This is a genomic window from Alistipes sp. UBA1686, from assembly GCF_002320215.1.
GTDB classification, from domain to species: Bacteria; Bacteroidota; Bacteroidia; order Bacteroidales; family Rikenellaceae; genus Alistipes; species Alistipes onderdonkii.
Genome location: NZ_DCKA01000021.1, coordinates 44,901 through 57,649 on the forward strand (window position 1 = coordinate 44,901; position 12,749 = coordinate 57,649).

8 protein-coding genes are annotated in these 12,749 nt (G+C 63.8%); 7 read left to right on the forward strand and 1 reads right to left on the reverse strand.

Annotation, left to right across the window (positions count from 1 at the left end; genetic code table 11):
- The first annotated feature begins 13 nt into the window (after window positions 1-13).
- The 7 genes from B3C38_RS10310 to B3C38_RS10340 all read left to right on the forward strand — a co-directional run bounded on the left by B3C38_RS10310 (window position 14) and on the right by B3C38_RS10340 (window position 11,814).
- Window positions 14-1,306, forward strand: coding sequence for a cysteate synthase (locus B3C38_RS10310; protein WP_018696077.1), 1,293 nt, complete (start codon window positions 14-16; stop codon window positions 1,304-1,306).
- Window positions 1,307-1,610: 304 nt separating this feature from the next.
- Window positions 1,611-3,593, forward strand: coding sequence for a TonB-dependent receptor (locus B3C38_RS10315; protein WP_286727016.1), 1,983 nt, complete (start codon window positions 1,611-1,613; stop codon window positions 3,591-3,593).
- Window positions 3,594-4,230: 637 nt separating this feature from the next.
- The gene (gene ftcD / locus B3C38_RS10320; RefSeq protein WP_286727017.1) at window positions 4,231-5,928 is read left to right on the forward strand and encodes a glutamate formimidoyltransferase; all 1,698 of its coding nucleotides are present in this window, start codon (window positions 4,231-4,233) and stop codon (window positions 5,926-5,928) included.
- A gap of 5 nt (window positions 5,929-5,933) precedes the next feature.
- Window positions 5,934-7,955, forward strand: a complete 2,022-nt coding sequence (locus tag B3C38_RS10325) for a urocanate hydratase (protein WP_286727019.1) — start codon at window positions 5,934-5,936, stop codon at window positions 7,953-7,955.
- A gap of 16 nt (window positions 7,956-7,971) precedes the next feature.
- Window positions 7,972-9,453 carry a histidine ammonia-lyase gene (gene hutH / locus B3C38_RS10330; protein WP_141405598.1) on the forward strand — a complete coding sequence of 494 codons (1,482 nt, stop codon included), beginning with the start codon at window positions 7,972-7,974 and terminating at the stop codon, window positions 9,451-9,453.
- On the forward strand, window positions 9,450-10,691 hold the full coding sequence (hutI, locus tag B3C38_RS10335) for an imidazolonepropionase (RefSeq protein ID WP_141405599.1): 1,242 nt from the start codon (window positions 9,450-9,452) through the stop codon (window positions 10,689-10,691). The genes hutH and hutI overlap by 4 nt, the downstream gene beginning before the upstream one ends.
- Before the next feature lie 79 nt (window positions 10,692-10,770).
- Window positions 10,771-11,814, forward strand: coding sequence for a bifunctional methionine sulfoxide reductase B/A protein (locus tag B3C38_RS10340; protein WP_055201802.1), 1,044 nt, complete (start codon window positions 10,771-10,773; stop codon window positions 11,812-11,814).
- 300 nt (window positions 11,815-12,114) lie between these two features.
- Here the strand turns inward: B3C38_RS10340 and B3C38_RS10345 are convergent, their stop codons facing one another.
- Window positions 12,115-12,741 carry a CatB-related O-acetyltransferase gene (locus B3C38_RS10345; RefSeq protein WP_022333147.1) on the reverse strand — a complete coding sequence of 209 codons (627 nt, stop codon included), beginning with the start codon at window positions 12,739-12,741 and terminating at the stop codon, window positions 12,115-12,117.
- Window positions 12,742-12,749 lie beyond the last annotated feature (8 nt).

Consider the following 12,749-nt stretch of genomic DNA (forward strand, 5'->3'; position numbering starts at 1 on the left):
CAAACGCATATAAATGAAAGATTTTACACCTACCTCCTACACGCTCGAATGTGTCGCTACGGGGCGTGAGTTCGAGGACACGGGCTGGATGCTCTCCGATCCGCAGTGCAAGACGCCCTCGCTCATCCGTGCGAAATATGCCCGCAGGCAGCTCGAAGTGAAACCCGCCGAATACGGTCTTTACCGGTTCTGCGACTGGATGCCCGTGCGGCGTATCCTCAAGGGCTCCTCGGCGCCCGTCACCTACAAAAGCAAGGGGCTTGCCGCCCACCTCGGGCTGGAAAACCTCTGGATCACGTTCAACGGCTACTATCCGGCCATCGGTGCCACGATGTCTACCTGTTCGTTCAAGGAGACCGAAGCCTATTCGGTCTGCGGGCGTGCCGCCGAACACGAGGATCGCGTCCTTGTGGTCGCCTCGGCGGGCAATACGGCCCGTGCCTTCGCCAAGGTGTGTTCCGACAACAATATCAAGCTGCTCCTGTCGGTGCCTTACGACAATATCGGGGCGCTGTGGTTCGAGCATCCGCTCGACCCCTGCGTGAAACTCATCTCGTGTGCGGCGGGCGGCGACTATTTCGACGCCATCCACCTGAGCGACCTCGCCCTCAAGGGGCCCGGGTTCTATGCCGAAGGCGGCGCGAAGAACATCGCCCGCCGCGACGGCATGGCCACGACGGTACTTTCGGCCGTGACGACCATCGGCCGCATCCCCGACTACTATTTCCAGGCCGTGGGCAGCGGTACGGGCGCCATTGCCGCCTGGGAGGCCAACATGCGCCTGATCGGGGACGGCCGCTTCGGGACGAATACCATGAAACTCATGGTGTCGCAGAATGCGCCGTTCGTGCCGATGTACGACGCATGGCAGGCCGATTCGCGCAAGATGCTGCCCTACGAGGACGACAAGGCGCGCCGCGATGCGGAGATCATCGACGCCAAGGTGCTCTCCAACCGCCGCCCGCCCTACGGCATCACCGGCGGGCTTTACGATGCGCTGAAAGCCACGGGCGGAGAGTTCTTCGTCTCGACGAACGCCATGGCGCGCAAGGCGCGCAAGCTTTTCCACGAACTGGAGGGCGTGGACATCTACTCTGCGGCGGGCGTAGCACTGGCTTCGCTCATCAACGCCGTCGCCGCGGGCAAGGTCGAAAAGGATGCCACCGTCATGCTTAACGTCACGGGCGGCGGCGAGGAGCATTTCAAGGAGGGCAAGGAGCTCTGGTACCTCAGGCCCAGCCATGTATTCCCGCTCGAACCCGACACGGACGACGTGGTCGCCAAAGTCGAGGCGCTCTTCAACTGATCCCCGATACGATCCGGCTCCGGCCGGATCTTTTTTTCGGGCCGTCGCGTCCCGGATGCCGCCCCGCGGCAAGGGGGCGGCAGCTCCGTACTTTGGCCCCGTTTCCCGTCCGCTGCCTCGCCCGTTTCACGGCGCCTGCCGCATGTGCCGGTGCATTTTCCGGTGCCGGGAAAGAAAACGGCCGCAAAGGCCGGAATACTGCCGGAAACTATTATCTTTGCAGCGGTTTCCGGAGGGCGGCGCGCAGCCGGGCCTCTCACCGGGAGCTCCGATTTTTTTTTATTATTAACCCAACAAATTCAAGATGAAAAACATCCGAACCAAGCAGACTCCCTGCTTCAGGCGTTGGAGCCGCAAGGGCTGGGCAGCCTTTGCGAGCCTGCACCGCCATGTAACCATCGGAGTCCTCGCCGTGACGATGTCGATCCTCTTGCTCGCGACGCAACATGCGTCTGCGCACGATGCCGATACGGCCGCCGTCCTCAAAACGCTGAGGATCGACGAGGTCGGCATTTCGGGCAGCCAGTCCGCCCCGACGCGCAACGTACAGTCGCAAACCCCGCTTTTCGACCGGAAAGCACAGGCCGCAGCGCCCGTCCAGACCCTGGAGTCCGCCCTGCGCCTCGCACCTTCGGTCGATATCCGCGAACGCGGGGGCAAGGGCATGCAGGCCGACATCTTCATCCGTGGGGGCTCTTTCGACCAGACCATGGTACTTCTCAATGGCATCGACTTCACCGATGCCCGCACCGGGCACCAGTCCCATTCGCTGCCCGTCGACATCGACTGCATTTCGGCCGTCGACCTGTTGGACGGCGTGCCGGGCGTCGGGGCCTTTGCCGGGGCGGTGAATATCCGCACGGCGCCCCTGAAACCCACCTACCTGCGTTTCGAGGGCGCCGGCGGCCAGCACGGCTACGCCTATGCGAACCTTTCGGGCGCCGTGACTTCGGGCCGTTTCTCGCTGCTCGCCGCCGGTTCCTACCGTCGCAGCGACGGCTACCGCCACAATACCGACTTCGCCAATTACAACGCTTTCGTGCGTGCGACCTACGAGGCTCCACGCGCCGGGTTCTTCGACCTGCAGGCCGGTTACCAGAACCGCACGTTCGGTTCCAACGGCTTCTATGCGGCCTATAACCCCGACCAGTGGGAGGCGACCTCCACGGCATTGGCGTCGCTGCGCTGGTTGAAACAGGCCGGGCGCTTCTCGTTCGGCGCTTCGGCGAGCTACCGCAAGAATTTCGACCGTTACGACTGGACGCGCGGCACGGCGATGAACCGCCACAATACCGACAACGTCGGTGCCCGGCTGTGGGCCGATTACGACTGGCGGGCGGGTACGACCTCGCTCGGCGGCGATTATGCCTTCAACCACATTTACAGCACCAATCTCGGCGAGGCGCTCTCCCGGCCGCACGGCCGCTACACGCACGCCAAGGCGCGCAGTACGGGCAACCTCTGGCTGCGCCATGCCAAACAGTGGCGGCGGTTCGACCTCGCGGCTTCTGCGGGCATCAGCCTCACGCCCTACGGCACTTCGGCGCTGTGGAGCCTCTCGGGCGGCTATACGCCCGCCGCGGGGCTGCACCTCGGCATCGGGGCGTTCCAGTCGATGCGCCTGCCGACCTTCACCGACCTTTACTATACTTCCCCGGCACAGATCAACAACCTTGACCTGACGCCGGAAAGTGCTGTCACTTATCTGTTTGATACCGGTTATATGAAGAACAGATGGAGGTTGTCGCTGCAGACCTACTATCGTGCCGGCCGCGACATCATCGACTGGGTGTGGCGTGAGGATATGGGCGACAAGTGGCACTCCGAGCAGACCAGCCGCCTCGACACCTACGGCATCGAGCTTTCGGGCGGTTATACGGTCGCCGACGGCTTTCTGCGCCGCGTGACGCTTTCCTACGGTTATATTACTACTGACCGCAACAGCGACATCATCGCCAAGGGGGCGATGGATTACATGCGCCACAAGGCGGCGCTGGCCGTCGAGGTGCATTTCCTGCGCCGCATGTCGCTGGCACTCACGGCGTCGGTCTACGACCGCAACGGCAGCTACACGCACTATCCCGTGCCGGGCGACCCGTCCCTCTCCGAGGTGCGCGATTACGAGCCTTATTTTCTGCTCGACGGCCGCCTCCAGTGGGAGAAAGGCATCTGCCGGCTTTATGTCGATGCGACGAACATCACCGATTCCCGCTACTGCGACCTGGGCGGCATCCCGCTGCCCGGGGCGTGGGTCACGGCGGGCGTGGCGCTGACCATCGGCCGCTGATACGCTCCCTTCCGGCTGCATTCCGGCCCGTCGCCTCGCGCGGCGGGCTTTTTTTTGCCGGTTGGCCGCCAGCCGTGCGCAGCGTTTCTTCGGGCTTCTCGCCGGACGGGCAGCGGTTTCGGGAGGGTATTCCGGTTTACTTCCTGTGGCTATGGGCTTTTCTGCGGCGGGGCTGCCGCTCGCCCCGAGTGACAGGCAATATCCGTTGCCTTATCCCGCTGCCTGCTTGCGCGGCCGGCTTTTTTTTGAGGCTCCGGCCGCCAGCCGTGCACAGCGTTTCTTCGGGGCTTTCTCTTCTCCCTGCAGGGTGGACAGCCGGGGAAACGGGGGCAGGATAGCGCACCATCTTCGAGGGGGGGGGCTTCCCGTACCTCCCGATTTTTCCAATCTTTCCGGTTTCCCTGTTCTTTCCGAAATCTTTCCCTCCTTTCGTACCCCCCCCCGTTTTCCTGCACCGCGTGACCCGCCGCTCGCTTTTTCTCCCTGCGGGAATTTCCGGCTCCGTGCCCGCCTCTCCTGCGGAAAAACCCCGGAAACTGCTGTTTCAGAATCCGGAGTGGCTTTTTTCGTTACGATTTTTTCGTATTTCTCCCGGATTTTCTTTATCTTTGAAAGTATAAATCTAACCTCATTACCTATGGAAAAGCGTATCGTGGAGTGTGTCCCTAATTTCAGCGAGGGACGCGACAAGGCAGTAATCCGTCAGATCACATCGGCCATCGAATCCTCCGGGGGCGTCAAGCTGCTGGACGTGGATCCCGGCGAGGCGACCAACCGGACTGTCGTCACGTTCGTCGGCTCGCCCGAAGCGGTCATCGAAGCCGCCTTTGCGGGGGTGAAGAGGGCTGCCGAGCTGATCGACATGCGCCGTCACAAGGGGGCACACCCGCGCATGGGGGCTACCGACGTGTTGCCGCTGATCCCGATTTGCGGCATCACACTCGCCGAGTGCGCCGAGCTGGCCCGCAAACTGGCCGAACGCATCGCCGCTGAACTGCATGTCCCTACCTATTGTTACGAGGCCGCGGCCTTCACCCCCGAGCGGCGCAACCTTGCGGTCTGCCGTGCCGGGGAGTACGAGGCGTTGCCCGAGAAACTGGCGCACAAGGAGGCGGCCCCCGATTTCGGGGCGCGGCCGTTCGACGACGGGGTAGCCCGCACGGGCGCCACGACCGTCGGTGCGCGCGATTTCCTGATCGCCGTGAATTTCAACCTCAATACCACCTCCACGCGCCGCGCCAACGCCATTGCGTTCGACGTGCGCGAGAAGGGGCGCCCCGTGCGCGAGGGCAATCCCGTCACGGGCAAGGTCGTAAAGGATGCCGCCGGCAATCCCGTCATGCAGCCCGGCACACTTCCGGCCACGAAGGCTATCGGTTGGTTCATCGAGGAATACGGCATCGCACAGGTGTCAATGAACATCACCGACATTGCCACCACGCCGCTCCACGTGGCCTTCGACGAGGTGTGCCGCAAGGCCGACGCCCGCGGCGTGCGCGTCACGGGCACCGAAATCGTCGGGCTCGTCCCCAAACGTGCGCTCATCGAGGCCGGGAAATATTTCCTGCGCAAACAACGCCGTTCGACGGGTATCGCCGAGCAGGAGATCGTCCGTATCGCCGTCAGGTCGATGGGGTTGGATGACCTCAAACCTTTCGACCCCGCCGAGAAAGTAATCGAATATCTGCTTGAAGCGGAGGATAAGCAAAAACGGCTTATCGACATGACCTGCAAAGGGTTTGCCGAAGAGACAGCGAGCGAATCCCCGGCACCGGGCGGCGGCTCGGTCGCGGCCTACATGGGAGCGCTGGGCGCAGCCCTCGGCACGATGGTCGCCAACCTCTCGTCGCATAAGGCGGGGTGGGACGACCGCTGGGAGGAGTTTTCCGATTGGGCCGACCGGGGACAGGCGTTGCTCGGGGAGTTGCTGCACCTCGTGGACGAGGATACGGCGGCGTTCAACCGCATCATGGCCGTCTTCGCCATGCCCAAGTCGACGGACGAGGAGAAGGCCGCCCGCAGCGCGGCCCTGCAGGAGGCGACGCTCTATGCGACGCAGGTGCCCCTGCGGACGATGAAGACGGCCTTCGGGGTTTTCGAAATCGTGCGTGCCATGGCAGCCGTCGGCAACCCCAACTCGGTGTCCGACGCGGGCGTCGGGGCGCTGGCCGCCCGCAGCGCCGTGCTGGGCGCCGGCCTCAATGTCCGGATCAATGCCGCCGGGCTGAAAGACCGCGCTGCGGCCGATGCGCTCGTGGCCGAAGCCGACCGCCTTGCGGCCGAGGCCGAACGGGCCGAACGCGAGGTGTTGGAGATAGTAGTAAGTAAAATCTGAGCGATATGACACTGCAAGAGTTCCAGAATGACATCCGCGCGGGCATTCCCGACCGGCTGCCCGCCGCTAAACCCTATGACAAACAGATCAACCACGCGCCCAAGCGCAAGGGGATACTCACGCCCGAGGAGGAGGTGCTGGCGATCCGGAACGCACTGCGTTATTTCCCCGTGAAGCACCACGCCACGCTGGCCAGGGAGTTTGCCGAGGAGCTGCGCAAATACGGGCGCATCTACATGTACCGCCTGCGCCCCGACTACGAGATGTATGCGCGGCCGATCGACGAATATCCCTGCCGCTGCCGCCAGGCCGCGGCTGTGATGCTGATGATCCAGAACAACCTGGACAAGGCCGTGGCGCAGCATCCCCACGAGCTGATCACCTACGGCGGCAACGGCGCCGTGTTCCAGAACTGGGCGCAGTACCGCCTGACGATGAAGTACCTGTCGGAGATGACCGACCGCCAGACGCTGGTGATGTACTCGGGGCACCCGCTGGGGCTGTTCCCGTCGCATCCCGATGCCCCGCGCGTCGTGGTGACCAACGGCATGGTGATTCCCAACTATTCGAAGCCCGACGACTGGGAGCGCATGAACGCCCTCGGGGTGTCGCAGTACGGCCAGATGACGGCCGGCTCCTATATGTATATCGGTCCGCAGGGGATCGTCCACGGCACCACCATCACGGTGATGAACGCCGCGCGCAAGCGTTTCTCCGGCGGCCGCAACGATGCCCGGGGTATGCTTTTCGTCTCCTCGGGGCTGGGCGGCATGTCCGGGGCGCAGCCCAAGGCGGGCAATATCTCGGGCGTGGTGAGCGTCATCGCCGAAATCAACCCCAAGGCGGCGCAGAAACGCTACGAGCAGGGATGGGTCGACGAGATGTACGATTCGCTCGACGCCCTGGTTCCCCGTATCCGCGAGGCCTGCCGTGCCCGCGAAGTGGTCTCGATGGCCTATGTGGGCAACGTCGTCGACCTTTGGGAGCGTCTGGCGGCCGAAGAGATCCCCGTAGACCTGGGTTCCGACCAGACCTCGCTGCACAATCCCTGGGCGGGCGGCTACTATCCCGTGGACGTAAGCTACGAGGCTTCGAACAAGATGATGGCCGAGGAGCCCGCCCGCTTCCGCGAGTGCGTGCAGGAGTCGCTGCGCCGCCAGGTCGACGCCATCAACAAACTCACCGCGCGGGGGATGTATTTCTTCGACTACGGCAATGCCTTCCTGCTGGAGGCCTCGCGCGCCGGGGCTGCCGTGATGGGCGAGGGCGGCCGTTTCCGTTATCCCTCCTATGTGCAGGACATCATGGGGCCGATGTTCTTCGACTACGGCTTCGGCCCGTTCCGCTGGGTCTGCACCTCGGGCCGCCCCGAAGACCTCGAGCTTACCGACCGCCTCGCCGCCGAAGTATTGGAGGAGATCCGCTCCACGGCACCCGCCGAGATCGCCGGGCAGCTCGACGACAACATCCACTGGATCCGCGAGGCCGGCCGCAACCGGCTGGTCGTCGGTTCGCAGGCGCGTATCCTCTATGCCGACAGCGAGGGACGCATCCGGATCGCACAGGCCTTCAACCGGGCCGTTGCCGACGGGCGCCTCTCGGCCCCCGTCGTGCTGGGCCGCGACCACCACGACGTGTCGGGCACCGACTCGCCCTACCGCGAGACGTCGAACATCTACGACGGCTCGAATCTCACGGCCGACATGGCCGTGCAGAACGTCATTGGCGACTCGTTCCGCGGCGCCACGTGGGTGTCGATCCACAATGGCGGCGGCGTAGGCTGGGGCGAGGTCATCAACGGCGGCTTCGGCATGGTGGTCGACGGCTCGGAAGATGCCGACCGCCACATCCGGGAGATGCTGCTGTGGGATGTCAACAACGGCATCGCCCGCCGCAGCTGGGCGCGTAACGAGGGTGCCATGTCGGCCATCCGCCGCGAGATGGAACGCACCCCCGGCCTGCAGGTCACGCTGCCCAATGTCGCCGATGAGGAATTGATACGTAATATATTGAAAGAAAACGAATAAATCCCTATCACTTCACATGGAACATCACCATATCTCCGCGGAGCACCTTTCCCTTGCCCGCATCCGTGAAATCCTCGAACGGCACCTTCCCCTGGCACTGAGCGACGATGCCCGGACTCGCATCGTCCGCTGCCGCGAATACCTCGACCGCAAGATGGAAAACCCCGAGCGGCCGGTCTACGGCATCACCACCGGATTCGGTTCGCTGTGCGACATTTCGGTGGGCTACGACGAGCTGGCGCAGTTGCAGAAGAACCTCGTGATGTCGCATGCCTGCGGTACCGGCGAGCGGGTGCCTTCCGAGGTCGTGAAGCTGATCCTGCTGCTCAAGATCCAGTCGCTCTCCTACGGCCATTCGGGCGTGCAGCTTGCGACCGTGGAGCGGCTGATCGACTTTTTCAACAACGACCTCCTGCCCGTGGTCTACCAGCAGGGTTCGCTGGGCGCATCGGGCGACCTGGCGCCGCTGGCGCACATGAGCCTGCCGCTGCTGGGGCTGGGCGAAGTGGAATACAAGGGGGCTGTGCGCCCGGCTGCCGGCGTGCTCTCCGAGCTGGGGTGGCAGCCGATCGAGCTCCAGTCCAAGGAGGGGTTGGCGCTGCTCAACGGCACGCAGTTCATGAGCGCCTACGGCGTCTGGGCTTTGATCCAGTCCCGCCGCCTGAGCGAGTGGGCCGACCGCATCGGGGCGCTGTCGCTCGACGCTTTCGACGGGCGCATCGAGCCTTTCTGCGACGAGGTGCACCTGATCCGCGCCCACCGCGGACAGCTCGCCACGGCACGGAACATCCGGCGCCTGTTGGAAGGCAGCCAGCTGGCCGCACGCCCCAAGAAACACGTACAGGATCCCTATTCGTTCCGCTGCATCCCCCAGGTGCACGGGGCTTCGAAGGACACCATCGACTATGTCGAGAGCGTACTGACGACCGAGATCAACAGCACCACCGACAACCCGACGGTCTTCCCCGACGAGGACATGGTCGTCTCGGCGGGGAATTTCCACGGCCAGCCTATCGCGCTGGCGATGGATTTCCTCGCCATAGCCCTCGCCGAGCTGGGCAACATCTCCGAGCGGCGCACCTATAAACTGATTTCGGGCGCCCGGGAACTTCCGAAGTTCCTGGTCGCCAACCCGGGGCTGAACAGCGGTTTCATGATCCCGCAATACACCGCGGCGTCGATCGTCAGCCAGTCCAAAGGGCTGTGCATGCCCGCCTCGGTCGACTCGATCCCCTCGTCGCAGGGGCAGGAAGACCATGTGAGCATGGGCTCCAACGCCGCCACCAAACTCTACCGCGTGGTGCTCAACACCGAGCGGGTGTTGGCCATCGAGCTGTTCAATGCCGCGCAGGCGCTCGACTTCCGCCGTCCGGCGCGTTCCTCCGCAGCGATCGAACATATGGTCGCCGAGTACCGCAAGCGGGTGCCGTTCATCGACAACGACTCGGTGATGTACCCCCATATCGAATCCTCCATCCAATTCCTCCGGACACTATGAGGCTGCTGGTAAAGAACATCGGTACGATCGTCGGGATCGAGACCGCCGGCCGCCTCCGCCTGTGCGGCGGGGAGATGGATCGGCTGGAGACGTTCGACGATGCCTGGCTGCTCTCCGACGACGGGCGTATCGCAGCCTTCGGGAGCATGGATTCGCTGGGCGAGATGGCCGCGGACGAGGTGGTCGACGCCGGGGGCGGGATGCTTTTCCCGTCGTTCTGCGATTCGCATACGCACCTGGTCTATGCCGGGAGCCGCGAACAGGAGTTCCTCGACAAGATCAACGGCCTGACCTACGAGCAGATCGCCCGCCGCGGCGGGGGCATCCTCAATTCCGCCGACCTGCTGCACCGCACCTCCGAAGAGGAGCTCTACCGCCAGGCGATGGGGCGTATCCGCGAGATCGCCGCCATGGGGACGGGTGCCGTGGAGATCAAGAGCGGCTACGGGCTGACTACGGCCGACGAGCTGAAGATGCTGCGCGTCATCCGGCGCATCCGCGAGACGGCGCCGCTGGCTGTGCGCGCCACGTTCCTCGGGGCGCATGCCGTGCCGCGCGCCTACGTAGGACGGCAGGAGGAGTATGTCGATCTGGTCTGCAACGAAATGCTGCCTGCGGTGGCGGCCGAAGGGCTGGCCGATTTCGTCGACGTGTTCTGCGACGAAGGGTTCTTCACCGTGGAGCAGACGGCACGCATCATGAAGGCCGGGCGCAAGCTGGGCATGCGCGCCAAGATCCACGCCAACGAACTCGCCGTCTCGGGCGGCGTGCAAGTGGGCGTGGAGTACGACGCCCTGTCGGTCGACCACCTCGAACGCATGGGTGGGCCCGAGATCGACGCCCTGCACGGCACGGTGACCTCGCCGACGATGCTGCCCGGCGCGGCATTCTTCCTCGGGATGAGCTATCCGCCGGCCCGCGAAATGATAAATGCCGGGCTGGGCGTGGCGCTGGCTTCGGACTACAATCCCGGTTCGTCGCCCTCGGGCAACATGCGCATGGTCGTGTCGCTGGCATGCATCCGTATGCGGATGACCCCTGCCGAGGCCATCAATGCCGCGACGCTCAACGGGGCCTACGCCATGGGGCTTAGCCGTGACTACGGCTCCGTCACGGTCGGCAAGGTCGCCAATTTCTTCCTCACGGTGCCGATGCCTTCGGTGGCGTTCATGCCCTATGCCTATACCACGCCGCTCATCAGCCGCATATTCCTGCGCGGCGAGGGGGTCGTGGCGTAATATTTGACGGGAGAGCCGTATGAGATTGTTGGTTCTGATCATTGGCCTGGCGCTTGCCGGGGCCGTAAAAGCACAGGATATGAAGCCGTTGACACCGGAAGAAAGACGTGTGATCGTCGACAAGGGTACCGAAGCGCCTTTTTCGGGCCGTTATTACAAGCATCGCGGAGAGGGGGTTTACCGTTGCCGCCAGTGCGGTGCGCCGCTGTACCGTTCGCAGGACAAGTTCGATGCCGGGTGCGGCTGGCCGAGTTTCGACGACGAAATCCCCGGTGCCGTGAGGCGCACGACGGATGCCGACGGCCGGCGTACCGAAATCACTTGTGCCCGCTGCGGCGGACACCTGGGACATGTCTTTACGGGCGAAGGCTTTACGCCCAAAAATACGCGCCACTGCGTCAACTCCGTCTCGCTCGTGTTCGAACCCGGAGGGGAAGCTTCCTCCGGGGCCGAAACGGCCGTAAAACCCGCGGTTTCCTCCCCGGAATCCGAAGGCCGGACTGCCTCGCAGCCCGAAAAGCAGACGCAGCAGCCCGGAACCCAATTCGGGAGTCCCGGCGCTCAGGCGTCCGGGGCTGACTCGACGTCGGCCGCCGCCCGGCCGGGGGACGGGATGCCGCCCGCAGGGCAGGCCGCGGAGCGTGGCGCGACGGCGATCTTTGCCGGAGGTTGTTTCTGGGGCGTGGAATATATGCTTTGGAAAGTGCCCGGAGTCCTGAAGGTCGAGTCGGGCTACATCGGCGGCACGACCGAAAATCCCACCTATGAAGAGGTATGCAGCCACCGTACGGGACATGCCGAAGCCGTACGTGTGGTATTCGATCCTGCAAAGGTGTCCTACGAGACGCTGGCACGCCTGTTCTTCGAAATCCACGACCCGACCCAGGAAAACGGGCAGGGCCCCGACCTCGGCGACCAGTACCGTTCCGAGATATTCTACACCTCGCCCGCCCAGCAGGCGACGGCCGAGAGGCTCATCGCCGAGTTGCGGCGCAAAGGCTACGACGTCGTGACGCAAGTCACCCCTGCGGGCCGTTTCTGGCCCGCCGAGGATTACCACCAGCGATACTACGAGCGCAAGGGTACGCAGCCGTACTGCCACGCCTATACCAAGCGGTTTTGAGCCTGCGCCGGACTTGCCGTCGCATTGCGCCCGCCGCCTCCGTAAGGGCATTTCCGATTCCGATACGATTGTAAGACACCCCGCCTCACAGCGGGGTGTCGTGCCGTTCGGGCGTAATCCCGGCCAGGGGCGATACGGGGCCTCGGCGCCGAAGGGTTCTGAAAATCCGCTGCGACGAAACGCTCCCGGCCGAGGACAGATTGCCTTTCGGCCGTGGATTGGTTGCCTTCCGTCCGTGGACAGGCTGCCTTCCGGCTGTGGACAGGTCGCTGTGTTTTAGGCCGTTGCCGCGTGCAAAGCCTATTCTTCGGTGAGTTTCCCGATCTCGCCCTGCATGATATGGGGCAGATTTTCGCGGATTTTCCCGATGGGCCAGTCCCACCATCGCAGTTCCTGCAACCTGGCTACGGTGTCCGCGTCGAAACGCCTGCGGATCTCCCTGGCCGGCACGCCGCCGACGATGGTGTAGGGCGGGACATCCCTGGTGACGACCGCCCGCGCCGCGATCACCGCGCCGTCGCCGATCCTCACACCGGCCATGACGACCGCTTCGTACCCGATCCATACGTCGTTCCCGATTACGATGTCGCCTTTGTTGTCCCACGCCGCGGCGACATCCTTCCTGTCCAGCCCCCACTCCTCGAAAAAGAGCGGGAACGTATAGTTGGCCAGCGATCCCAGCGTGTGGTTGGCACTGTTGAACAGGAACTTGGCGCCGCACGCTATCGAACAGAACTTGCCGATCACCAGCCGGTCGCCGTTGACGGGGTAGTGGTACAGGACGTTGTTCTTTTCGAATTGCGTCGGGTCGTTCACGAAATCGTTGTAGATCGTGTAGTCCCCGACCTCGATCATCGGGTTGCCGATGACCGTGTTCAGGTAGACCGTCTGCCGGTCGTTCGTGCGGGGATAGGTCTTGCTATTCATGGTTGGTC

What these genes read in the sequence shown, in the direction of transcription:
- B3C38_RS10310 (WP_018696077.1), top strand. Translation starts at nt 14, where the DNA reads ATGAAAGATTTTACACCTACCTCCTACACGCTCGAATGTGTCGCTACG.
- B3C38_RS10315 (WP_286727016.1), top strand. Translation starts at nt 1,611, where the DNA reads ATGAAAAACATCCGAACCAAGCAGACTCCCTGCTTCAGGCGTTGGAGC.
- ftcD (WP_286727017.1), top strand. Translation starts at nt 4,231, where the DNA reads ATGGAAAAGCGTATCGTGGAGTGTGTCCCTAATTTCAGCGAGGGACGC.
- B3C38_RS10325 (WP_286727019.1), top strand. Translation starts at nt 5,934, where the DNA reads ATGACACTGCAAGAGTTCCAGAATGACATCCGCGCGGGCATTCCCGAC.
- hutH (WP_141405598.1), top strand. Translation starts at nt 7,972, where the DNA reads ATGGAACATCACCATATCTCCGCGGAGCACCTTTCCCTTGCCCGCATC.
- hutI (WP_141405599.1), top strand. Translation starts at nt 9,450, where the DNA reads ATGAGGCTGCTGGTAAAGAACATCGGTACGATCGTCGGGATCGAGACC.
- B3C38_RS10340 (WP_055201802.1), top strand. Translation starts at nt 10,771, where the DNA reads ATGAAGCCGTTGACACCGGAAGAAAGACGTGTGATCGTCGACAAGGGT.
- B3C38_RS10345 (WP_022333147.1), bottom strand. Translation starts at nt 12,741, where the DNA reads ATGAATAGCAAGACCTATCCCCGCACGAACGACCGGCAGACGGTCTAC.